This window comes from Flavobacterium aestuarii (assembly GCF_040049115.1).
In the GTDB taxonomy this organism is placed as follows: domain Bacteria; phylum Bacteroidota; class Bacteroidia; order Flavobacteriales; family Flavobacteriaceae; genus Flavobacterium; species Flavobacterium aestuarii.
Genome location: NZ_JBDLZZ010000015.1, coordinates 43,790 through 66,452 on the forward strand (window position 1 = coordinate 43,790; position 22,663 = coordinate 66,452).

18 protein-coding genes are annotated in these 22,663 nt (G+C 37.6%); 3 read left to right on the forward strand and 15 right to left on the reverse strand.

Going from position 1 to position 22,663, the window contains the following annotated elements:
• Positions 1-60 precede the first annotated feature (60 nt).
• The 10 genes from ABEG11_RS14900 to ABEG11_RS14945 all read right to left on the reverse strand — a co-directional run bounded on the left by ABEG11_RS14900 (position 61) and on the right by ABEG11_RS14945 (position 11,930).
• The gene (locus ABEG11_RS14900) at positions 61-720 is read right to left on the reverse strand and encodes a 3-oxoacid CoA-transferase subunit B (RefSeq protein WP_348824966.1); all 660 of its coding nucleotides are present in this window, start codon (positions 718-720) and stop codon (positions 61-63) included.
• Positions 721-785: 65 nt separating this feature from the next.
• Positions 786-1,487 (reverse strand): CoA transferase subunit A, encoded by a 702-nt coding sequence (locus tag ABEG11_RS14905; RefSeq protein ID WP_348824967.1) that lies wholly within the window; start codon positions 1,485-1,487, stop codon positions 786-788.
• A gap of 300 nt (positions 1,488-1,787) precedes the next feature.
• Positions 1,788-4,106, reverse strand: coding sequence for a penicillin-binding protein 1A (locus ABEG11_RS14910; protein ID WP_348824968.1), 2,319 nt, complete (start codon positions 4,104-4,106; stop codon positions 1,788-1,790).
• A gap of 9 nt (positions 4,107-4,115) precedes the next feature.
• Positions 4,116-4,595 carry a gliding motility lipoprotein GldH gene (locus tag ABEG11_RS14915; protein WP_348824969.1) on the reverse strand — a complete coding sequence of 160 codons (480 nt, stop codon included), beginning with the start codon at positions 4,593-4,595 and terminating at the stop codon, positions 4,116-4,118.
• The gene (locus tag ABEG11_RS14920; RefSeq protein WP_348824970.1) at positions 4,579-5,967 is read right to left on the reverse strand and encodes a PSP1 domain-containing protein; all 1,389 of its coding nucleotides are present in this window, start codon (positions 5,965-5,967) and stop codon (positions 4,579-4,581) included. The genes ABEG11_RS14915 and ABEG11_RS14920 overlap by 17 nt, the downstream gene beginning before the upstream one ends.
• 186 nt (positions 5,968-6,153) lie before the next feature.
• Positions 6,154-6,384 (reverse strand): ferredoxin, encoded by a 231-nt coding sequence (locus ABEG11_RS14925; protein WP_348824971.1) that lies wholly within the window; start codon positions 6,382-6,384, stop codon positions 6,154-6,156.
• Positions 6,384-7,625 carry a peptidase U32 family protein gene (locus ABEG11_RS14930; protein WP_348824972.1) on the reverse strand — a complete coding sequence of 414 codons (1,242 nt, stop codon included), beginning with the start codon at positions 7,623-7,625 and terminating at the stop codon, positions 6,384-6,386. Before ABEG11_RS14930 ends, ABEG11_RS14925 begins: the two co-directional genes overlap by 1 nt.
• 6 nt (positions 7,626-7,631) lie before the next feature.
• A complete protein-coding gene (gene trhO, locus ABEG11_RS14935) occupies positions 7,632-8,990 on the reverse strand; it encodes an oxygen-dependent tRNA uridine(34) hydroxylase TrhO (protein WP_348824973.1) in 1,359 nt (452 codons plus the stop codon).
• 247 nt (positions 8,991-9,237) lie between these two features.
• The gene (locus ABEG11_RS14940) at positions 9,238-10,938 is read right to left on the reverse strand and encodes a SulP family inorganic anion transporter (RefSeq protein WP_348824974.1); all 1,701 of its coding nucleotides are present in this window, start codon (positions 10,936-10,938) and stop codon (positions 9,238-9,240) included.
• A gap of 20 nt (positions 10,939-10,958) precedes the next feature.
• Positions 10,959-11,930, reverse strand: coding sequence for a polyphosphate kinase 2 family protein (locus ABEG11_RS14945; protein ID WP_348824975.1), 972 nt, complete (start codon positions 11,928-11,930; stop codon positions 10,959-10,961).
• 362 nt (positions 11,931-12,292) lie between these two features.
• Between ABEG11_RS14945 and ABEG11_RS14950 the strand changes: the two genes are divergently transcribed.
• The 3 genes from ABEG11_RS14950 to ABEG11_RS14960 are packed head-to-tail and all read left to right on the forward strand — an operon-like array spanning position 12,293 to position 18,009.
• The gene (locus ABEG11_RS14950; protein ID WP_348824976.1) at positions 12,293-13,441 is read left to right on the forward strand and encodes an efflux RND transporter periplasmic adaptor subunit; all 1,149 of its coding nucleotides are present in this window, start codon (positions 12,293-12,295) and stop codon (positions 13,439-13,441) included.
• Positions 13,442-13,478: 37 nt separating this feature from the next.
• Positions 13,479-16,652 (forward strand): efflux RND transporter permease subunit, encoded by a 3,174-nt coding sequence (locus ABEG11_RS14955; protein WP_348824977.1) that lies wholly within the window; start codon positions 13,479-13,481, stop codon positions 16,650-16,652.
• The gene (locus tag ABEG11_RS14960) at positions 16,642-18,009 is read left to right on the forward strand and encodes an efflux transporter outer membrane subunit (RefSeq protein ID WP_348824978.1); all 1,368 of its coding nucleotides are present in this window, start codon (positions 16,642-16,644) and stop codon (positions 18,007-18,009) included. The genes ABEG11_RS14955 and ABEG11_RS14960 overlap by 11 nt, the downstream gene beginning before the upstream one ends.
• Before the next feature lie 99 nt (positions 18,010-18,108).
• On the opposite strand, the gene ABEG11_RS14965 is transcribed toward ABEG11_RS14960, so the two are convergent.
• The 5 genes from ABEG11_RS14965 to ABEG11_RS14985 form a co-directional block, all read right to left on the reverse strand.
• Positions 18,109-18,633 carry a GNAT family N-acetyltransferase gene (locus ABEG11_RS14965; protein WP_348824979.1) on the reverse strand — a complete coding sequence of 175 codons (525 nt, stop codon included), beginning with the start codon at positions 18,631-18,633 and terminating at the stop codon, positions 18,109-18,111.
• Between the two features lie 106 nt (positions 18,634-18,739).
• A complete protein-coding gene (locus ABEG11_RS14970) occupies positions 18,740-19,072 on the reverse strand; it encodes a 2Fe-2S iron-sulfur cluster-binding family protein (RefSeq protein ID WP_348824980.1) in 333 nt (110 codons plus the stop codon).
• Positions 19,073-19,147: 75 nt separating this feature from the next.
• Positions 19,148-19,558 (reverse strand): BrxA/BrxB family bacilliredoxin, encoded by a 411-nt coding sequence (locus ABEG11_RS14975; RefSeq protein ID WP_348824981.1) that lies wholly within the window; start codon positions 19,556-19,558, stop codon positions 19,148-19,150.
• Between the two features lie 138 nt (positions 19,559-19,696).
• Entirely contained in the window at positions 19,697-20,161 is a 465-nt protein-coding gene (locus ABEG11_RS14980) for a thioredoxin family protein (protein ID WP_348824982.1), read from the reverse strand.
• 148 nt (positions 20,162-20,309) lie between these two features.
• Positions 20,310-22,586 (reverse strand): TonB-dependent receptor, encoded by a 2,277-nt coding sequence (locus ABEG11_RS14985; protein WP_348824983.1) that lies wholly within the window; start codon positions 22,584-22,586, stop codon positions 20,310-20,312.
• Between the last annotated feature and the right edge of the window lie 77 nt (positions 22,587-22,663).

The window sequence follows — 22,663 nt, forward strand, 5'->3', positions numbered from 1 at the left end:
GATTTTATTTTTTTTGTTAAAATCTCATTCCTGTTAAAAATTTAATCAAAAAGCATTTTGTCAGCTTATTGCCATTTCTGGAATTTCGCCATCTATAATCAACGAAGCTTCGGTAGATGCAATAATATGTTCTACAGTAACTCCTGGTGCGCGTTCCAGCAGTTTAAAGCCTTTTGGCGTTATTTCGAGAACGGCCAATTCAGTAACGACTTTTTTCACACAGCCCACACCAGTGAGCGGCAAGGTGCATTTTTTCAGTATTTTGGATTCGCCTGCTTTGTTGACATGCATCATTGCTACAATAATATTCTCTGCCGAAGCAACTAAGTCCATTGCTCCGCCCATTCCTTTAACCATTTTTCCAGGGATTTTCCAATTAGCGATATCGCCGTTTTCCGAAACTTCCATAGCGCCCAGAATAGTCAAATCAACTTTCTGGCTGCGGATCATTCCGAAACTAAAAGCCGAATCAAAAAAACTGGCTCCCGGAAGCGTTGTAATGGTTTGTTTTCCTGCATTAATAATATCAGCATCTTCTTCTCCTTCAAAAGGAAAAGGTCCCATTCCGAGAACACCATTTTCGCTCTGAAATTCAACCGCTATATCTTCACGAACATAATTCGCCACTAAAGTCGGGATTCCGATTCCGAGATTTACAAAATAACGGTCTTTTACTTCTTTTGCAATTCGCTTTGCGATTCCTATTTTATCTAATGCCATGTGTTTTCTGTTTAAGATCAAAAAATTCAGGATTGTCTGTGTTATTATGTTCTGCAGTCTACAATCTATTCTCTTTTTCTCGTTGTGCGCTGTTCAATTCTTTTTTCAAATTTTTCTCCTTGGAAGATACGCTGTACCATAATTCCTGGAATATGAATCTGATTTGGATCTAAAGTTCCAGCCGGAACCAATTCTTCGACCTCAGCGATTGTGATTTTTCCGGCTCCAGCCATGCAAGCATTAAAGTTTCTTGCAGTTCCTTTGAAAATTAAATTTCCAGCAGCATCACCTTTCCATGCTTTGACAATAGAAAAATCGGCTTTGAAAGCTTCTTCCATAATGTGCATTTTACCGTTGAATTCACGAACTTCTTTTCCTTCGGCTACTTCAGTTCCGTAGCCAGCTGGAGTAAAAAAAGCTGGAATTCCGGCTTGAGCCGCACGGCATCTTTCGGCCAAAGTTCCTTGCGGAATCAGGTCTACTTCGAGTTCGCCCGAAAGCATTTGGCGTTCGAATTCGGCATTTTCGCCTACGTAAGATGAAATCATTTTTTTGATTTGTTTTTTTTGCAGAAGCAGTCCAAGTCCAAAATCATCGACTCCCGCATTATTAGAAATGCAAGTCAGGTTTGCGGTTCCCTTTTGAACCAATTCTGCAATGGAGTTTTCGGGGATCCCGCAAAGTCCAAAGCCGCCGAGCATCAGGGTCATTCCGTTTTCGATTCCCTGCAGTGCTTCCTGAACACTATTTACTTTTTTGTTAATCATGATAATTTTATTACTATATCGATTTCGTAATTAATTTGTAAAAATGATTTTAGGAATCAAATGTAGTAAAATAATCATGTTTGTTTCGCTTTCTATTCTTTGATTTCTGCTTTTTTTTGCGTGGAGGATTACTTCATTCTTTAATTATTTTGATTGGAGTCCAGTGAATTTCATTGAAACAGGCTGCCGAGGCAGTGCGGATAGCCCGACTGCAATAGAAAAAGGAGCCGGATAGCTATGCTAAATCTGGCTCCTTGTTCTAGTGTTGACACATCCTAAATATTTAGGCGGATCTTTTTTTTATAATGAAAACTCCTCGGTATCTTGTTCTGGTGTGGCAGTAGAATCTTTTACTACCGCTGGTCTTGGAGTGTAACAATCGACTTTAATGGATAAATTGGAAGGTCTCTCGAAAGATTCTTTGGAAACCTTGAGGTTTTCGTCCTTATAGCATTTGTTCATAAAATAGCCCCAGATAGGCAATGCCATAGCAGCTCCCTGCCCGTAAGTAAGGCTCTTGAAATGTGCCGAACGGTCTTCGCAGCCTACCCATACTCCGGTTACAAGGTTTGGTACCATACCCATAAACCAGCCATCGGATTGGTTTTGTGAAGTTCCTGTTTTTCCAGCAATTGGATTCTTGAACATATATGGATAACCTGTCCAGCGCTTATCTCCATTTCCTCCTCCTTGAGTACGTAATCTTGCACCAGAACCGCTTTCGGTTACACCTTCCAGTAATTTAATAATGGCAAATGCAATGTCTTTATTCAGTACATCATGGGATTCAGGGATTGGTTCGTAAATTACTTCACCGCTTTTGTTTTCGATTTTGGTTAAGAATTGAGGTTTGGTATAAACTCCTTGATTGGCAAATGTGCTGAAAGCTGCTACCATGTCTTCGACAGTGATTTCAACAGCTCCCAAGGCGATCGAGGGCTGTGTAACGATTTCTGATTTTACGCCTAGTTTGTGAGTCAGATCTATTACGGCTTCGGGGCTGACTTTATCAATTAGTTTAGCCGAAACTGTATTTATCGAGTATGCCAATGCCTGTTTTAGTGTTACCATTCCGCGATAATTGTTATCAGAATTTCTTGGTTCCCAGTCTTCGGTTACATGGTGACGCCCTTTTCGAATCATAAATGGACCGTCAAGAATAGAATCACAAGGGGACATGTTTAATTGCTCAATAGCTGTCGCATATACAAAAGGCTTGAATGTAGAACCTACTTGTCTGGCTCCCTGTCCTACGTGATCGTATTGAAAATATTTGTAATTAATTCCACCAACCCAGACTTTAATGTTGCCAGTTTGCGGTTCCATGGACATTACTCCAGCCTGTAAAAAATGTTTGTAATAACGGATAGAATCCATTGGTGTCATTATCGTATCTCTTTCTCCTTTCCAGGTGAAAACCGTCATTTTGGTTTTTTCGTTAAAGGTTTTGATGATTTCATCGTCACTTTTATCCTGATCTTTTAGAACAGCCCACCTGTGAGATGATTTCATGGCTTGATTGATGATACGATCAGTTTCTGCTTCAGAGATATTGACAAAAGGAGCATTTTTGTTTTCTTTATTCTGAATAAAAAACTCTTCCTGCATATTGGCCATGTGTGCCGAAACTGCTTCTTCGGCATAAGCCTGCATTCTTGAATCAATGGTAGTATAGATTTTCAGGCCATCTTTATAAATATCGTAGTCTGACCCATCAGGTTTTTTATTTTCTTCTACCCATTTTTTCATGTATTCGCGAAGGTATTCTCTAAAATAAGTTGCAGTTCCTTCTCTGTGGCTTTCCAGTTTGAAATGAAGTGTAATTGGAAGGCTTTGTAGATGTTCTTTTTGATCTTTGGTAATGATATTTGCTTTTTCCATCTGGTGGAGCACTACATTTCTTCGGTTCTTAACTCCAACTGGATTTTTGACTGGATTGTATAAACCTGAATTTTTGAACATTCCAACCAATATTGCCGATTCATCTATAGTAAGATCTTTCGGTGCTTTGGAAAAATAGGTTTGTGCAGCTGAACTAACGCCAACGGAATAATTACCAAAATCATACACATTGCAATACATAGCAATGATTTCGTTTTTGGTATATTGTCTTTCCAGCCGAATGGCAATAATCCATTCTTTCATTTTTTGTACAATACGGAAAGGAAGAAATTTAGATCCTTCACCATGAAATAACTGTTTGGCTAACTGCTGTGTCAAAGTACTTGCTCCGCCACTTGTTCCTAAACTGGCAATAGCTCTTAATGTTCCTCGCCCATCAATGCCAGAATGTTCATAAAAACGGGCATCTTCGGTTGCTATTAGTGCCTGAACCAGATTTTTTGGCAAGTCTGAATATTTTAATTGAGAACGGTTTTGCTTAAAATATTTACCGAGAATAACTCCATCAGAAGAAATTACTTCGGTAGCTAAATTTGAATCTGGATTTTCTAAATCTTCAAATGAAGGCATGGATCCAAAAAGGCCCCATGAGGCAAAGAGGAAGAATAAAGCAATAATTCCCAGCCCGTAGAAGAAAACTTTCCAAAATTTTCTGGCATAATATTTTACATCTTTGTTGATGTTTTTTGTCTGAGGGTTGTTTTTTTTGATAGCCATAATCGTGTTCTATTCTTTATTTTCTATTCTAAAACCAACTTCGGTAATTCCGTCTAAAAAAGTAACGCCCGGCACTTTTCCGTTTTCTCTCACCGCCTGCTTAATATGTACTTTGTATTTTCCTCTAAAGCGGACATTTTCTTTGTAATAGAGCTTGCTTTCTTTTAAATCTGTAAAACCGTCTCCTAATAATGTACCATCAGGTGCCGCCATCTGGTATTCTAAGGTGTCTACTTTGGTATAGCCATTTGGACTTTCCAATGAAACGATCAGGAAGAGGTTGCTGTATTTGTAATTGTTATTGTCTCTTATATTAACAAATAAATTGTATCTTTTGGCTGAGTCTAAAACAGGCAGGTCAAAAGTAACTATACTGTCTTTGTTCCAAGCACTGCCTACTGATTTGTACTCATCAAAAACTCTTTTTTTATCACATGAAAAAAGGAGTATTGTTGCAAAAAATAATAAAAGACTATTCTTTATTCTCATTTTTCTTAATAATTATTGGTTTTCTAGGCTCTGCTGTTTTATTTTCTGCAGAAGGCGGACGATTGTTGTTGTTTTTATTACGGTTTTTATTTTTATTGCGGTTTCGGCTGCCATTTGGGTTCGGGTTTTCTTTGGCCGGAACTTCTTTGCTGGCATTATTTGCATTTGGAGTATTTTGACCTGTGTTTTTTTGAATGGCAGGCTGTTTATTTGGATTGTTTGGTACAATGGCCTTTTCACCAGCAGGTCTTGGTTTTTTGTTTGGTTTTTTCTTTCTTTTTGGCTGATCAAAACGTGTTAAGCTTTCCTGGCCCATTGCATTGTTGAAATTTTGTTCTGGTTCGGCAACAACTTCTATCGCATAGTCTTCCAGCGATGAAACTTTATTTTTTAATTTATTTTCAGCAATAATTTCTTTGACCTGTTCGATTTTTAAAACATGCCAATTGGCAAAATTATTAGTGTAGGCAAACCACATCAATCCTTTAAAAATATCCTGTTTTTGGCAAACGGCATCACCTTTTTCGGTAACTAATTTGGTTTCAAATTCAGGAAAGTGTTTTAAGGCGTCCATGTAGGTGTCCAGCTCATAATTCAGGCAGCACTTTAATTTACCACATTGACCTGCCAGTTTTTGAGGATTCAATGACAATTGCTGATAACGTGCAGCCGATGTGTTTACACTTCTAAAATCGGTTAGCCAAGTGGAACAGCATAATTCTCGTCCACAAGAACCGATACCGCCCAGACGTGCCGCTTCCTGACGGAAACCTACCTGTTTCATCTCTACTCTGGTGCCAAATTCCTTAGCAAAATCTTTGATTAAAAGCCTGAAATCGACTCTGTCATTGGCAGTATAATAAAAAGTAGCTTTGGATCCATCTCCTTGAAATTCGATGTCCGAAATTTTCATTTCCAGTTTTTGGGCAATGGCTAATTCACGGGCACGAACTTTCATTGGTTCTTCCTTGTTTCGGGCTACAGTCCATATGTCTATGTCTTTTTGAGAAGCTTTGCGATAAATTTTAGCAACTTCATTGCTGTTAGGATTTGTTCCTTTTTTCTTCATTTGAATTTTTACCAATTCTCCTGTAAGGGTTACAATTCCTATATCGTGACCAGGTGATGCAACAGTCGCTACAATATCTCCTATGCTCAATGTTAAATTTTCGCTATTGCGGTAAAATTCTTTACGGCCATTTTTGAAACGGACTTCCACACAGTCAAAAGGAGCTTCTCCATTAGGCAGACTCATATTGGAAAGCCAGTCAAAAACCGTTAATTTATTGCAGCTGTCGGTGCCGCAAGTCCCATTATTTTTACAACCTTTTGGTGCACCACCATCTGAAGTTGAACAACTTGTACATGCCATAATGATATATGTAGTATTGCGATTAACGCAATTTAAGTTCTTAAAATGTTTAATCGGTAAAGATAGTATTTTTTTGTTTTATGTTACAAGGGGTACAATTGGCAAAAAAATCATAAATTTATATTAAAGGAAACCCATTGCGATAAAATTCACAATGGGTTTTTTTGTATAAATGAAATTAAGAATCTAAATTTCCTTAACCGTAATAATTTTCACCGGACAAGCTTTGGCCGCCAGTTCACAGCTTTCGGCTATCGTATGATCAGCCGATTTTAGAGTGAAAAAACCTTTGGCGTTTACACTTTTAATCAATACCGATTTTCCGTCTTTTTTAGACATCTGGAATTGCACAGGTGCCATTTCTACACAATAATTACAGCCTATGCATTTGTCTCTCTGCAGTGTTACAATAACCATTATGCCTCGACTATCTTATATAATTTGTCAGACATTCGGATTCGGAAAGGCAGTTTGAAAGTGCAATCGTCTCCCTTTGTGGCTTTTTCAGATGCTTTATCATTCACAAACATTTCTTCGATAATCATTTCCTGCGCTCCGGTGCTTGGGCCAGTAACGAGGATTTTATCACCGATTTTAATATCGTAAGCTTCGATTTTGAATTGACCGATTTCCGCTTTTGGGAAAAAGTGAGTCCCTTTCCCTACATACACTTTTTTCTGTGTTGCCATCGATCCCGAAACATCGCTCCATTCTCCCAATTCCTGACCCAGATAATAACCCGACCAAAAACCGCGGTTGTATACGGTGTTCAAAGCTTCCATCCAAACGGCAATTTTTTCTTTGGTAAAAGTACCTTCGTAATAACTGTCGATCGCTTCGCGATAGGTTTTGATTACTGTTGCCACATATTCAGGAGCACGGCCTCTGCCTTCTATTTTTAAAACCTGTATTCCTGAATCCATCACCTGATCCAAGAAATCAAGTGTGCACAAATCTTTTGGAGACATCATATATTCGTTGTCCAATTCGATTTCGAAACCGGTTTCCTGATCGATAACTGTATATTTTTTACGGCAGTTTTGTTTGCAGGCACCACGATTTGCCGATGAGTTATGTGAATGCAAACTCAAATAGCATTTTCCCGAAACTGCCATGCACAAAGCGCCGTGACCAAAAATTTCGATTTCCACCAATTTACCGTTTGGCCCTTTGATTTGCTCTTTTTCAATTTGTTCCGTAATTTTTTTAACCTGGCGTAAACTCAATTCACGGCTCAAAACCATCGTATCGGCAAAAAGGCTATAGAATCGTATAGTTTCTATATTGGTAATATTCAATTGGGTCGAAATATGAACTTCCATTCCGATTCCTCTTGCCATTGCAATGACTGCTTGGTCAGAAGCAATAACTGCGGTGATATTGGCTTCTTTGGCTTTATTCAATAATGTTTTTACGACAGATAAATCGTGGTCGTAAATAATGGTGTTCAGTGTCAAATAACTTCTTACGTTTTTGGCTTCACAGCGGCGGGCAATTTCAGGTAAATCATCCATTGTAAAATTTACTGTAGCACGGGCGCGCATGTTCAATTGCTCTACACCAAAATAAACGGAATCAGCTCCGTTGTCAAGTCCTGCTTGTAATGACTCAAAATTCCCTGCGGGAGCCATGAGTTCAATTTTGTTTGTTGATGTCATGATAAACTATTCTATAATCTTATATATTTTATCCGATAGCCTGATTCTGAAAGGAACTTCAAAAGTAACTTTATCGCCAATTTTAGCTGTAGAAGTTTCAGCTCCGTTTACGATAATTTTGTTTAACACCAATTCCTGATTACCGGTTGTTGGCCCAGAGATTAAGATTTTATCACCGCTATTCAGTTTATGGTTTTCTATGGTGAACTGAGCAACGCTTGCTTTTACGTAAAAATGTTCCGCTTTGCCAAGAAGTACTTTTTTTACTTTTACTTTTTGACGGATGTCGACAGTTTTTTCTGCAGGAGCCAAAGCTGTGTTTGGTAAATCACCAGAATGTTTAAATTTCAGGTTCTCTGATTTTCCTTTTCTGAAAACCTTGTTTCCTACCTGCTGTCCGGTTCTCAATCGCACCTGATCTGCCAAAGGAAGATGAATAATGTCAAGGCATTCCGTAGAACAGCAGTTCTCCATCGCTGCTTTACAGTCATCACATTGGATAAACAATAAATGACAGCCGTCATTTTCGCAATTGGTATGATTGTCGCATGGTTTTCCGCATTGGTGGCATTGCGAAATAATATCATCGGTAATTCTTTCGCCCAGACGATTATCAAACACAAAGTTTTTACCAATGAATTTGCTTTCAAGACCTTCTTCTTTCAGCTGTTTAGCGTAATTAATAATTCCGCCTTCCAATTGGAAAACATTTTTAAAACCTTGGTGTTTGAAATAAGCACTCGCTTTTTCGCAACGGATTCCTCCGGTGCAGTACATTACCAGATTTTTATCTTCTTTATGATTTTGAAGCTGTTCGTTGATAATCGGCAGACTCTCTCTGAAAGTTTCCACATCGGGAGTGATGGCGCCTTTAAAATGTCCCACTTCACTTTCGTAGTGATTTCTAAAATCCACCACAATCGTGTTAGGATCATCAAGAATTTCGTTGAATTCCTTGGCTTTCAGATGAACGCCAATATTAGTAACATCAAAAGTATCGTCGTTCAAACCGTCAGCAACAATTTTGTGACGCACTTTGATAGTCAGTTTCAAAAATGAATGGTCATCATGCTCTACCGCCTCGTTCAAACGGATGCCTTTCATAAAATCATAAACTTCCAGAGTCGCTCTAAAAGCCTCCAGATTTTCGGCTGGAATACTCATTTGAGCATTTATACCTTCGTTGGCAACATAAATTCGGCCCAAAGCATCGAGTGCATTCCAGGCTATAAATAAATCGTCTCGAAATTTTTTGGGATCTTGAATTTTGGCATACGCATAGAAAGACAATGTAAGACGCTGCTTTCCGGCATCGTCAATCATTGTGGCTCTTTCCTCTGCGCTTAAGGTGTTGTACAGTTGCATGCTATAAACAGTTTAAGTTGAGAAAATATAAGTCGATTCTAATTTGAAATCGCGTGCAAAAGTACTGAAAATTTCAAATTTTCAGATGATAATTAATAGAAATTGCGATTTGATCTATTGATGAAATTTTTTTATTTTGGAGATGAAGCAGTTTTTTTAAGGACTATTTCTGAAAACCCTCTAAATATGTGTGAAATTTATTTACTCTGAAGTTTAATTCAAAGGAGTTTTGGGTGAAGGATGGAAGCTAGCCTTTTTTTCCAGCAGGTGTCACCTCCAAATTAGAATTAACAGCACTAACCACCAGATCATCTACAGAAGTACCCCGGCTGATGTGACCCAAAAGAGCCTCAAGATTTTCAGAACGCAACGTGTCACGGACTTCGGATCGGGCTTCGGCAATTTTTAGCGAAATGTTTCTGGATTTCAGATCGATAAATAACTGTTTCAGGAACCGCGCACCCGCCATATCAATTTTAGGCGAAGAACTCAGATCAAGCACCACCGTCCTTAAAGGATTTGCATCATTATCGATTTTTTCCCAAAGCCGTTCTTTGATGTTTTCTACATTAAAATAAAATATAGAAGATTCAATCCTTACAATTAATACGCCTTCAATTTTTTCGTTGTCTGGATGGCGTTCTAAATCCGAATAACGGCTGGTTCCCGGTATTCTGCCTAAAAATGCTACATATGGAGATGAGGTCGCTTTTATCAATAACAATAAAGTGATTATAGCTGCTAATAGAACGCCTGTAAGGATTCCCCAAATGAGTACGCCAACCAATGCAATCATAGAGATGTAAAACTCCTGTTTGTTTATCCTGTAAAGGTGTTTAATTTCGTCCAGATCAAAAAGACCCCGAATCGCTGTAAGCACAATTGATGCCAGAATTACAGTGGGCAAATTTTGTAGAAAGCCTGTTAAAAACAACAGACAAAATGCAATGGCAAGCGAAGCAAATACCAGTGATATTGTTGTTTTTGCTCCAGCATTATCATTCACAGCAGATTGTGATAATCCGCCTGCAACTGGATAGCCTTGTCCTAAAGCTGCTGCAGCATTGGCAACACCAAGAGCCAATAATTCCTGACGAGGATTTATTGTATATCCGTTTTTTTGTGCCAATGTCCTTCCAGCCGAAACACTTTCGATATATGATAATAAAAAACAAGCCAGTGCTAGTGGCAAAACGCCATCTACATCCTTAATACGCAAAGCTGGCAAATGAAATTCAGGCAGTCCAGTGGGAATTACGCCCACAGTTGAAAACCCGTGGTTAGCTAATGATGTGGTTGAAATAAGTACAATAGACAAGACTACAATTAGCAATGCGATGGGTTTGCCAGGCAGTATTTTTTCACCGGCAATTAGAATGATAATCGCCGTAATACCAAAAAGCAATACAGATGTATTCATGTCTGGAATCTGCTGAAAAAGTGTTATGATACGATCCAGAAAGTTTTCGCCACCGCCTTTTACTCCAAAAAGCTTGGGCAATTGGGTAAGCCCGATTGTTATAGCCGCACCCGCTTTGAATCCCACCAAAACGGTCTCGCTGATAAAATTGATAATACCGCTTAATCTTAAGAAATAGGCGAGTATTGCCAGTACCGAAAAAACTAAGGCCGTAAGTGAGGCGATATCGGCCCAGCGCTGCACATCGCCTTTGGCCATAGCAGCAATTGTAGTTCCAATTAGTAATGAAATTGCCGAGGTGGGACCAATAGCCATTTGCCTGCATGTTCCTAAAATTGAATAAAACAATCCCCCGATAAGATAACCGTAAATTCCGTATTGTGGAGGCAATCCTGCAAGAGTAGCATAAGCCATTGATACAGGAATACCATAAGCGGCCAGTGTTATACCAGCAATAAAGTCGCTTTTTAAATCTTTTTTTTTGTATTCTTTTACCCAGCTTGTAATTGGGAATAATCTAGAAATCATATTTTAAATTCTAAAGAGATTTAATCTTCCTCGTTTAGCAATGCTTGTTTAACAGCCTGCAGCTCGGCTATTTTTGCTTCACTGACTTGTGGATATTCCAGATCCAGTTCTTCCAGTGCGGTTATAATTGCCGATGCAACGGCTATACGGGCATAGGATTTATTGTCGGCTGGAATCACATACCAAGGAGATTTTTTGGTTGAGGTTTCTTTTATTAAATCTTCATAAGCATGCATATAATCATCCCAATAACCTCGCTCTTTGGCATCGGAGGCACTGAATTTCCAATTTTTTTCTGGGTCATCTACACGTTCTATAAAGCGTTTTTTCTGTTCTTTCTTGGAAACATTCAGGAAAAATTTGAGTATTATAGTTCCGTTTCTATTCAGGTATTTTTCGAAGTTGCGAATGTCCTCAAAACGGTTTTCCCAAATGTCTTTGGTGAATAATTTTTCTGGCAGTTTCTGGCTTTTCAGAATCTGTTCATGAACACGGACCACTAAAAGTTCTTCATAGTAAGAGCGGTTAAAAATACCAATACGTCCACGCTCTGGCAGATGTTTTTGGCAGCGCCACAAAAAATCATGATCCAAATCCTCAGAACTGGGTGCTTTGAATGAAAACACCTGGCATCCCTGTGGATTCACGCCTGACATGACATGTTTAATGGCTCCATCTTTGCCCGCTGCATCCATCGCTTGAAAAATAAGCAGTACAGACCATTTATCCTGAGCATACAATACATCTTGAAGGGCAGCCAATGCTTCAACTCCAATTTCCAGAGTCTGCTTTACTAATGGCTTTCCTTCTTCGCCTAAATTGAAACTGGCTTTAGTTTCATAGTCTTTCAGTTTAAAGCCATCACCATCGCCAACACAATACTGTTTTGAGAATTTTTTGGCTCTCTGGACCAATTCTTTTTTGGTTAAGGTACTCAAATCAATTAGTTTTTCTTCAAGCTCTTCCGATTCTTTTTTATTGGACTTTGACATGATTTTAATTTAATGTTAATGAAAGATGAATTAGATTGAAATTGTAATAAATGTTCTCAGGATAATAATTTAATGAATTATTAATCAACTAATTTACTAAAAAATAAATTACAGGTATTATTTTTAAAAAAAAACAATATAGCACATCGGGGCAATTTTAATGTTATTGAAAACAATCTGTCAAATATATACGACATTTTTTACAAAATATTCAAGCTGTGTCTGTTCAACGGAAAAAGATGCAAAATGTATTTTTTTTTTGTAATTATTTAATAGTTTGTAACCTCCTTTTTGTAATTTAGTCTTAAAATATTGAGGTTTTTTCGGTTTTTATTATTTCTATTAATTTTAACAATAATTTTATGAATGGGTTTAAAAAGAATAAAATATTATTTTTTGTTATAGCTTTTCCAACTTTATTTATTTCCTGCAAAAAGGATGTTGCTCCAGAGGCAAAGCCTCTAGAAATTTCAGTGGTAAAAGTAATACAGCAGGACGTTAGGCTTGAATCTGGATTTACTGGACAGACTTTTGGCCAGTCGGATATTCAGATAAACCCAAGGGTTGATGGTGTAATTGAAAGTCTTAATTTTAGGGAAGGAACAGTAGTTTCCAAAGGCACATTGCTATATACCATTGATCCATTGCCTTACCAAGCCAAATTAAATGAGGCGGAAGGATCATTAGCAGAAGTAGAAGCCAGAATGGCAAAAACCAAATCAGATTATGATATGATGGTGCCGTTAGCCAAAATGAATGCTGTCAGCCAAAGAGAATTAATAGGAGCCAAATCAGCTTATAACGCTTCTTTAGCTTCATTGAAGGCAACCAAAGCCAATTTGGAAAATGCAAGAATCGAGTTAGGATATTGCAGAATTGTTGCTCCAATTAGTGGATTAATCGGAATCTCAAAAGTAAGAGTTGGCGATTATGTTCGTCCGGGTGCAGCTTCTGTTTTAAATACAATTTCAGACTTGGGAGATGTAAGAGTCCGTTTCACAATGAGCGAACAGGAATTTCTTCGCATTTTCAAAGAAATCAGCAAGAAAAATTCGGATTTAGTTGGAGCTGGAAAATCAGTTTCATTGGAGTTGTCGGATGGTTCAATATATCCAGAGACAGGAAAAATCAGTTTTGCAGACAGACAGATTGATCCAACCACAGGAGCAGTAACTTTTGAAGCTGCTTTTGCCAATCCTGACAGACTGCTTCGTCCTGGTCAATTTGTAAAAGCAAAAGTTGTGACCGATGTACGTAAAAATGCAATAATGATACCACAGCGTTCTGTAATTGAAATGCAGGGCGTGTTTCAAGTTTATGTTGTTGACAGTTCCAACAAAGTGGATTTAAAAATAATCCAAGTTGGTCCAGCTTATAAGGATTCATATATAGTTACTGATGGATTAACAGCTAATGATAAAGTAGCGATGGGTGGTACTTCCTTATTAAAAACAGGAAGTATTATAACTCCGAAGATTATAGACTGGACTCCAGGCAAAGCAGAGAATTAGTCATTAAGCACTAAATAATAATTTAGAAATATCATTTATGGGAGAATTTTTTGTTAGAAGACCAATTGTAGCAATGGTACTTAGTATCATAATCGTGATGCTCGGATTGCTTGCTTTGCAAAAGACACCAATATCACAATATCCAGATATCAATCCACCCGTTGTAAAAATCACAACTAGTTTTACAGGAGCAAATGCTTTAAATGTGGAACAGGCTGTTGCTACTCCAATAGAGCAAAAAGTAAATGGTGTAGAGCAGATGCTTTACATAAAATCAACCAATACATCAGATGGAGCTTGTACCATCGAAGTAACTTTTGACGTAGGAACCAATCTGGATAATGCAAATATGCTTACCCAGAACCGTCAGGCACAGTCGGCTCCTTTTATGCCTTCCAGTGTTAAACAGCAGGGAGTGGTGGTGAAAAAGTCATTATCATTTCCGATGATGCTTTTTACATTGACCTCAAGCAATCCTAAATATGATTCAAAATTCCTGAATAACTATGCCAACATCAACATAGTGGATCAGTTGGCACGTATTAAGGGAGTTGGTGAAGTTTCCCTTTTCGGGGGAAGTGATTATTCCATGAGAATCTGGTTAAAGGCTGATGTAATGAGCAAATTAGGCATTACAGTAGATGATGTCAAAAATGCCCTTAATGCTCAAAATATGATTAGCCCTGGTGGAAAATTTGGAGCAGAACCAGCTCCATTGGGAACAGATTTCACTTATGGTGTTACCCTTCAAGACCGATTGGTTACTGAAAACGAGTTTGGAAAAATTGTCGTTAAAAGCAAGTCAGATGGCTCTGAAGTGTTATTAAGTGACATTTCAAGAATTGAATTGGGGACTGAAAATTATAGCTCAAATGCTCGTAGAAATGGCAGCGCCACAGCTGCAATTACTGTATTCCAAATGCCTGGAAGTAATGCTTTGGAAGTGGCTCAATTGGCTAAGGATGCCATGAAAAAAATGTCTGAGAAATTTCCAAAAGACATTGCTTATCAAGAGTCATTAGATACAACACTTGCCATTACAGCTGGGGTGGACGATATTGTCCATACATTATTTGAAGCTGTAATATTAGTTATTCTTGTGGTGTTTATTTTTCTTCAGAATTGGCGCGCCACTTTAATTCCGCTTATTACTGTACCAGTTTCGCTTATCGGTACGATTGCCGTTTTCCCGATGTTAGGATTTTCTATTAATACCTTATCATTATTAGGTTTGGTACTGGCCATTGGTATTGTGGTCGATGATGCAATTGTGGTTGTTGAGGCTGTAATCCATCATATCGAACACGGAAAAAATCCTCGCGAAGCGACAATTCAGGCCATGAAAGAAGTTTCAGGCCCCGTAATAGCCATTGCGCTTATCCTGATTGCTGTATTTGTGCCGGTGGCTATGACGCCGGGTATTACAGGCCGTTTTTACCAGCAGTTTGCGATAACTATTGCCGTCTCGGTAGCCTTTTCGGCATTTAGTGCCTTGTCTTTGAGTCCAGCGCTGTGCGCCATGCTTTTAAAGCCTACCAAACCAGTCAGTGAGCAAACAGGCTGGCTGGCCAAATTTTTTACCGGCTTCAATCGCATTTTCGAAAATGTAACAGAAAAATATCTTTCGGGAGCTACTTTCTTTGCAAAAAAAGCGATGCGGATTGTCCTTTTGCTGGTAGTAATATTGGTTGCAGTAGTGTTTTTAGGCAAAGGAATTCCACCAGGATTTATTCCTGAAGAGGATCAAGGCTATGTGTTGATAAATATTCAATTACCGCCAGCTTCTTCTATTCAGCGAACTGATGAAATTTCTAAAAAAGTAGATGGCTTTTTAAAAGAGGAGGAATCAATATTATCATATACTACAATTAATGGATTCAGTATGCTTACGAATTCATATCAACCTAATAATGCCTTTATTTTCATATCGTTAAAACCATGGGAAGAAAGACATGAAACTGCTAAACAGCTGGTTGATAGATTGAATAAGAAACTATCAACTCAAATTACCAACGCAACAGCTTTTGCTTTCGGTCCTCCTGCAATTCAAGGTCTTGGAGCTTCAGCAGGTTTCAGTTTAATGCTGCAGGATAGAGGAGGGAATTCGGCACAATATCTGGCACAGCAAACACAAGCCTTTATTGCGGCGGCTCAAAAAAGACCTGAAATTAAAAGAATCTATACTACTTTTAATGCTGGTACTCCGCAGATAAAACTTGATATTGATAATGAAAAAGCAATGAAATTAGGTGTTCCAGTTTCAAAAGTTACCGAAGTATTAGGTGCATTTTTAGGAGGAAGCTATGTGAATGATTTTAACCGTTTTGGACGTCAGTATAAAGTGTACCTGCAAGGTGACGCCGTAGATCGTTTACGTCCTGAAAATTTAAATAATATCTATGTTAGAAATAATAACGGGGATATGCTGCCAGTATCAACTTTAGTAACAGCTACCAAAGTTTCGGGGCCTGATTTTACTAACCGTCTTAATTTATTCAGATCTGCAGAAATTGGAGGAAGCCCGAATGATGGTTACAGCAGTGCCCAGGCATTAGATGCATTAGAAGAGGTGGCCAAAGAAACTTTGCCTGCCGATATGAGTTATGATTATATTAACTTATCATATCAGGAAAAGCATTCGCCAGGTGGAGGAACTGTATTTTTGATGGCTTTGATTTTTGTGTTTTTAATTCTTGCAGCACAATATGAAAGCTGGAAATTACCATTCAGTGTATTGCTTGGTGCTCCATTTGCTGTATTTGGAGCGTTTTTAGGCTTGTTTTTAGCAAGACTGGGCAGTGATGCTTATGTTAATAACGTATTTGCGCAGATCGGGCTTGTATTGCTCATTGGTCTTGTCGCCAAGAATGCAATCTTGATCGTAGAATTTGCCAAAGAAGAATACGAAAAAGGGAAACCGCTATACGAATCGGCTATGGTAGCAGCTAAACTCCGTTTCCGTCCGATTTTGATGACTGCTTTTGCTTTTATACTTGGTGTTGTTCCATTGCTTACCGCTACTGGAGCAGGATCTCAGGCACGTATTGTAATGGGGATGGCAGTATTCAGCGGAATGCTGGTAGCTACAGTTCTTGGAGTATTAATTGTTCCAGGCCTATTTGTTATGATTGAAAATATTGGCAAAAAGAAAGATGAAGTTGTAGCAATTGAAAATAATATGGATTCAAAAACTACGGGACATGATGAATAAATTAAAAATAATTATAATTATTCTTGCCTTGACCATACTTCCTGCAGGTTGTTTGGTAGGCCCTAAATATGCAAAGCCTGAGGATCAAAATGCAGCCCATTTTCAAAATGGAGCAGCAAATGCTGATACATTGGCTTCCATAGTTAATGTAAAATGGTTTGACCTCTTTAATGATGATGTTTTAAAAGACTTAATCACTAAAGGTCTGGAAAATAACTATGACATGAAAATAGCTATGGCCCGAATAGAAAGAACAAGAGCTGAATTAGGGTATTCCAAAGCAGATTTATTGCCAGCGATAGGCTATAGCGCAACAGTTAACAGCAATGAAAAGGCTTTTATGCCTTCTAATGCTTCTGCAAACCTGTCATGGGAATTAGACTTTTGGGGTAAAATACGCCATCAAAATCGAGCAGCCCAAGATGAATTGCTCGCCAGCGAAGAAGGAAGAAAAGTGATTCTTTCGAATTTAGTGAGCGATATTGCGGTTTCTTACTTTCAGCTCCGTGATTTTGATAACCGATTGATTATTTCCAAAAATACTTTCGAATCCAGAAAAAAGGCCTACGAAATTATTAATCAGAGATTTACCGCTGGTTATGTTTCAGAAGTGGATAAACTGCAAATTGAACAGCAGGTAGCCATTGCCGAGGCAACAATTCCAGCAATTCAGCGCCAGATAACACAATTGGAAAATATTATTTCGATATTGATCGGGCAGGCACCAGGACCGATTCCTCGTGGTAAAACAAACATGGAACTGGAAATAGCCAATGAACTGCCAGTATCTATCCCTTCAATCTTATTGCGAAACAGACCCGATGTAAATCAGGCCGAAAGGCTTTATATGGCTGCCAATGAAAGGATTGGTGTAGCGCAGGCTATGCGTTTTCCATCGTTTAATATTGCTGCTTTGGCAGGTTTTGCCAATAATGAAGTAAGTTCTTTATTTGATAGCTCTTCGTATCTGCAAAACGCAAGTGCATCTGTTGCTGGTCCTATTTTTAATTTTGGAAAAAATAAACGCAGAGTTGAGATTTATCGTCAAATGGCTGAAGAATCTAAGCTCGCTTACCAAAAAACCTGCATTGTTGCTGTAGCTGAAGTTGAGCAGTCATTGCAGGATGTAAAAACCTATAAAGAAGAATTATTAGCTAGAAACAAGCAGGTAGTTGCAGCTAGAAAAAATCTGGAATTATCGCAAGCCAGATATTATAATGGCTATGTTTCTTTCTTGGAAGTTCTTGAAATTGAGCGTTCTTTATTTGATGCCGAATTAAGCCTTTCGGAGCTGACACAAAATCAATTGAGCTCTACAATTCAATTGTATAGAGCTTTAGGAGGCGGCTGGAACTAGACATTCACTATTTATATAAATCATAAACCACGCAATCTGCGTGGTTTTTTTATGATATGTTATTTAAATGTTGAAGCATATTGCTATACAGAAAAATAGTTATTTCTTCAATTCATATTCATAATGAAGTATGTCAATTTCGTTATGAGGGAAATTCATCTCATTGATTTTTGCTGCTCCCAGCTTTAAAACTGCTTTTTGGGAACGAATATTTTCTGCACCCACATGAAATAATATTGAATTAACATTCTGAAAGGCATAATCAATCAATAATTTTTTAACTGATTGATTGTATGTTCCTCCCCAATATTTTCTGCCTATAAAAGTAAAGCCAATAGCAACACTGGCACTCTCTGGCTTATAATCATAGAAACGGGTAGTGCCTATTATTTCGCCTGTTTTTTTATCTAAAATCAAAAAGGAAGATTTAGCGTTTATCCCAGCATCAAAGAAAGTTTTAAATACATCTTCTTTATGTCGGTCTTTTATAGGATGCTGTTCCCAAATTAAAGGATCAGAAGCCACATTATATAATTCTTCGAAATGATGTTCCCGTAAAGGAATTAATTTTATCAAATCGTTTTCTAAAATTTCGGGCTGTAAATTTAAAAGCAATGAACTCATTTTTATTGGCTTTATAACTGTATTTTATTCATTTAAAGATATAAATTATTTCTGGGCTTTTGATTTTATGTCTTTTCGGATAAAGCAAGCTTGTGGGTTATAAGTTTTACAATTCCAAAAGAGTAATTGCTGACCCCTCTAAATCTTTAGTGATATATAATTGGCAGGAAAGCCGAACAGTTTCTTCTTTATAACCCAATTTTCGTAAAGTAGCAGGCTCATTACGTTCTTTTATTGCCGAATTTCCTTTTATTCCTGCAGCTTTAACTACACAAGTTGCACAGCGCCCTACACCGCCACATTCTCCAAAGGAATCCAGACTCAGCTGTTCTTTTAATAAAAACATTAAATTAGGATAACTGCCATACTTTGCTTTGATAGGATAATGCTGTTCATTGTCAATAACGGTGAACTCAATAAAAGGAAGATTTGTATTCATAACAGCAGTTTTAAAATGGGTCATAAACAAAAACGTACCGCTAATGCAGTACGTTTTATTTGGTATAGATCTGAATTAGCAAAATTCGTTGAAAGCATCTTTTAAATTTTCAGCAATTGTTTCTGCAGGACGTCCTTCAATGTGGTGGCGCTCCAGCATGTGAACCAATTCACCGTTTTTGAACAAGGCAATACTTGGAGATGATGGAGGGAAAGGGAACATGTGCTCTCTTGCTGCAGTTACAGCCTCTTTATCAACACCAGCGAAAACCGTGATTAAATGATCTGGTTTTTTTGAACCTTCTAAACTCATAATTGCTCCTGGACGCGCATTTCTTGCTGCACAGCCACAAACAGAATTTACTACTACAAATGTGGTGCCTTCTGATTTAATTGCATTATTTACTTCGTCAGCACTATGTAAATCTTGAAAACCAGCAGTTGTCAATTCAGCCTGCATTGGTCTTACCATTTCTTCTGGATACATATTTTTTAATTTAAGTTTAACTTTTAGAACTGCAAAGTTACAAAGTTTAATTGCAAGAACTTAATTTGAAATATAAAGTTTTGTTATAGTTTGATAAGATGTTTTGTGCTGATTTTGAGAACTTTTTTCAAAAAGGGATTATTTGGTCTTTTTCAGAACAGCCAATAATTCCTTGACATTCAAAAAAGAGTGCTTTTGGAATACAACGGAATAATCATCCTGCAGAATAGCAATCGTTGGATAAACTACTTGGGAATCAATTTCGGCCAAGGCTGTGGCGAGTTCGTGAATTCCAGTATTCGGACCTTTTGGCTTGAATTTAAAAGTATGACTATTGAACTGAATATCATTCTTGCTTTCGGCATCCAACGAAATGAAATAGAAATTTGAGTTTAAAAGCTGAATGATTTCGGGGTTTTTGAAAGTGGAGTTTTCCATCATTCTGCAATAATTGCACCAAGTGGTATGGATGAAAACTACAATTGGTTTGGGATTTTCTTTGGATAATTTTTCGGTTTCTTCAAAAGTATAGGTTTTCAACTGGGCAAAACCAGAAGGAATTACCCAAAAGAAAATTAATAATATGTAAACTGTCTTTTTCATTTAAATAATTAACTATGTGTATTCAACGCCTCATTTTTTGCCACAGATTAAAAAGATTAACACAGATTAAAAAAAGAAACTAATGATCAAAAATCCGTGAAAATCTTTTTAATCTGTGGCAATTAAGTCATTAGTTTATCGATAGCTTTTAAAACAAATTATAACGAAGCCCAAAGAAACCTCTAATGCCCTGATTGGACCCGTAAACATAGGTAGTGTCAAATGTTAAGCCATAGGGATTATCTGCGGTGACTAATACTTTTCCGTTCGAATCGTATTGTACATTTTTATCAAAAGGATCTTCGGTTCTGGAAATCAGGAACGGGTTGTTTCGCTTAGGAGTAAAGTTGAGCAGGTTTTTGATACCAAGATATAATTCAAAGTTTTTCCAGCCGGTATAAGTAAATTGAATGTTTTGTAAACTGTACCAAGGCGAATTTGGACTTCTTGGATCGGTTTCGCTTAATAATGGCAGTTTCATCGGACTGTAGACATTTCCGGTGTAATCAATAGACAAATCAATCGGACTGATTTTATAGGAAACACTCCAGGTTGCCGTGAAATTTTCGGTTAAATAAGGCCTTGTTTTAATGCCGTTTTCTACATTGGAAACATCCATATAAGTTGCGCCTAAAATGAATTTCAATCCGTTGGTGAAATTGATATCCGCATTACAGCTGATTCCTTGGCTCAATGCATATCCGTCAATATTGTTATAAATGATTTTGTTTGGATCAGTTTCATAATCCGATACAATTTTGTTGCTGAAACGGGTGTAAAATGCCGTGGTTTCAATCCCTAAAAATGTTCCGCTTGGGAAGTATATTTTTTTGATATAATTCAAATTTGCATTAACAGATTTTTCCGGATCTAAATCTTCGGTAATTACTACCTCGCGCGATCCTGTGAGGGCAGCGTGGTCTTCGGTAAATAAATTGACTACCCTAAAACCTGTTCCGGCATTGAAACGCAAAATATTGTTATCATTAATTTTTAATTTATAGGCAAAGCGCGGGGTAAAGATATTGCCATGAATGGAATTGTAATCGTATCGAATTCCCAACAGCACTTTGTGTTTTTCGCTGAAAGAGATTTCGTCCTGAAGGAAAATCCCAGGGAGCCATGTTTTTTCCGGATTGTTTTCGTTTAAAATGGATGTAGCCGTTGTGTTATCGTCATAATAAGTGTAACGCGATGCGATTCCGGACAGTAAATCGTTTTTTTCCAATTTCTTATCCCAAGTCAGTTGCAGAAAACCAATTTTTTGATTAGCAATGTAAGAAGTGATTCCATAACGGCTGTCCTGAAAATGCATCGTTCCCGAAAAGGAAAGCATCAATTTTTCGGTTGTAGGCAATTGATAACTTCCTAAAAGTTCGCCACGTTTGGTGTAAATGCTTTCGCCGTAAATTTCATCTCCGCCACGGTATTTTTTCTCCCAGCGGATATCACCTCCCCAGCGGTCTTCGTACATTCCGCGAACGGCAACAGTAAACAATCGGTTTTGTGGTCTTGAGAAATTCCATTTGTTAAAAACCGAAATTCTATTTTGAGCTGATACATCTGTAAATCCATCGTTATCATTGTCAATAGTCTGTCCGTAATTGTAATAATTCAGGCCCAATAATGATGTTGCTTTTTTTGCAATATTGAATTTCACGCCTAAATCGGCATTGGTTTCCAGCCAAGTCGTTGTAAATACATCGGCTGAAAATAGGGGAGCGTTACTTGGATTTTTGGTAATAATGTTGATTAATCCGCCAACAGCTTCGCTTCCGTAAAGAGAAGAAGCTGGGCCTTTTACGATTTCGATTCTTTCGACCAATGAATTTGGAATTCCGGATAATCCATAAACTGTGGACAAACTACTGACAATCGGCATTCCATCAATCATCACCGAAGTATAAGGGCCTTCCAGCCCGTTGATGTGAATGTCTCCCGTGTTGCAGACACCGCAGTTGAGCTGTGGCCGTACTCCGTTTACATTCTGCAAGGCTTCATAAATACTTGGTGTTGGGTTTTTCTTGAAGAATACAGGCGTATAGACTTCAACAGGAACGGTACTTTCGAGTCTTTTTATTGGTTTTAAAGTTCCCGAAACTACTACTTCATTGAGTTCGTTTTGGTTTTCCTTTAGTTCAAAATCAAGAATAAGATTTTCATTCTCTTTAATGATAATGTTTTTAGTTATCGTTTTTAATCCAAGGGATGAAATCTGAATTTTATAATTGCCTGCTGAAATATTTTCTAATTTATAATTGTTTAAACTATCTGTTTGGGTTTTGTATTTGGTTTTTAATAATTCTACGGCTGTTTGTTGAGTCTCTTTATTTTCAATTGTCACTTTTCCAGAGATTGAACTTGTATTCTGTGAAAATAAATGTACAAATGAAAACAAAGATAGTAATGGAAATAAATATTTCATTTTATTTAAATTAAATTTTAGACAAAGCTAAAAAAATAATTTCATTGATATAAAGTTATTTTTATATATTTGTTTAT

Excerpts from the sequence above, each read along its gene's own strand:
- ABEG11_RS14900 (WP_348824966.1), bottom strand. The coding sequence starts at position 720 with ATGGCATTAGATAAAATAGGAATCGCAAAGCGAATTGCAAAAGAAGTA.
- ABEG11_RS14905 (WP_348824967.1), bottom strand. The coding sequence starts at position 1,487 with ATGATTAACAAAAAAGTAAATAGTGTTCAGGAAGCACTGCAGGGAATC.
- ABEG11_RS14910 (WP_348824968.1), bottom strand. The coding sequence starts at position 4,106 with ATGGCTATCAAAAAAAACAACCCTCAGACAAAAAACATCAACAAAGAT.
- ABEG11_RS14915 (WP_348824969.1), bottom strand. The coding sequence starts at position 4,595 with ATGAGAATAAAGAATAGTCTTTTATTATTTTTTGCAACAATACTCCTT.
- ABEG11_RS14920 (WP_348824970.1), bottom strand. The coding sequence starts at position 5,967 with ATGGCATGTACAAGTTGTTCAACTTCAGATGGTGGTGCACCAAAAGGT.
- ABEG11_RS14925 (WP_348824971.1), bottom strand. The coding sequence starts at position 6,384 with ATGGTTATTGTAACACTGCAGAGAGACAAATGCATAGGCTGTAATTAT.
- ABEG11_RS14930 (WP_348824972.1), bottom strand. The coding sequence starts at position 7,625 with ATGACATCAACAAACAAAATTGAACTCATGGCTCCCGCAGGGAATTTT.
- trhO (WP_348824973.1), bottom strand. The coding sequence starts at position 8,990 with ATGCAACTGTACAACACCTTAAGCGCAGAGGAAAGAGCCACAATGATT.
- ABEG11_RS14940 (WP_348824974.1), bottom strand. The coding sequence starts at position 10,938 with ATGATTTCTAGATTATTCCCAATTACAAGCTGGGTAAAAGAATACAAA.
- ABEG11_RS14945 (WP_348824975.1), bottom strand. The coding sequence starts at position 11,930 with ATGTCAAAGTCCAATAAAAAAGAATCGGAAGAGCTTGAAGAAAAACTA.
- ABEG11_RS14950 (WP_348824976.1), top strand. The coding sequence starts at position 12,293 with ATGAATGGGTTTAAAAAGAATAAAATATTATTTTTTGTTATAGCTTTT.
- ABEG11_RS14955 (WP_348824977.1), top strand. The coding sequence starts at position 13,479 with ATGGGAGAATTTTTTGTTAGAAGACCAATTGTAGCAATGGTACTTAGT.
- ABEG11_RS14960 (WP_348824978.1), top strand. The coding sequence starts at position 16,642 with ATGATGAATAAATTAAAAATAATTATAATTATTCTTGCCTTGACCATA.
- ABEG11_RS14965 (WP_348824979.1), bottom strand. The coding sequence starts at position 18,633 with ATGAGTTCATTGCTTTTAAATTTACAGCCCGAAATTTTAGAAAACGAT.
- ABEG11_RS14970 (WP_348824980.1), bottom strand. The coding sequence starts at position 19,072 with ATGAATACAAATCTTCCTTTTATTGAGTTCACCGTTATTGACAATGAA.
- ABEG11_RS14975 (WP_348824981.1), bottom strand. The coding sequence starts at position 19,558 with ATGTATCCAGAAGAAATGGTAAGACCAATGCAGGCTGAATTGACAACT.
- ABEG11_RS14980 (WP_348824982.1), bottom strand. The coding sequence starts at position 20,161 with ATGAAAAAGACAGTTTACATATTATTAATTTTCTTTTGGGTAATTCCT.
- ABEG11_RS14985 (WP_348824983.1), bottom strand. The coding sequence starts at position 22,586 with ATGAAATATTTATTTCCATTACTATCTTTGTTTTCATTTGTACATTTA.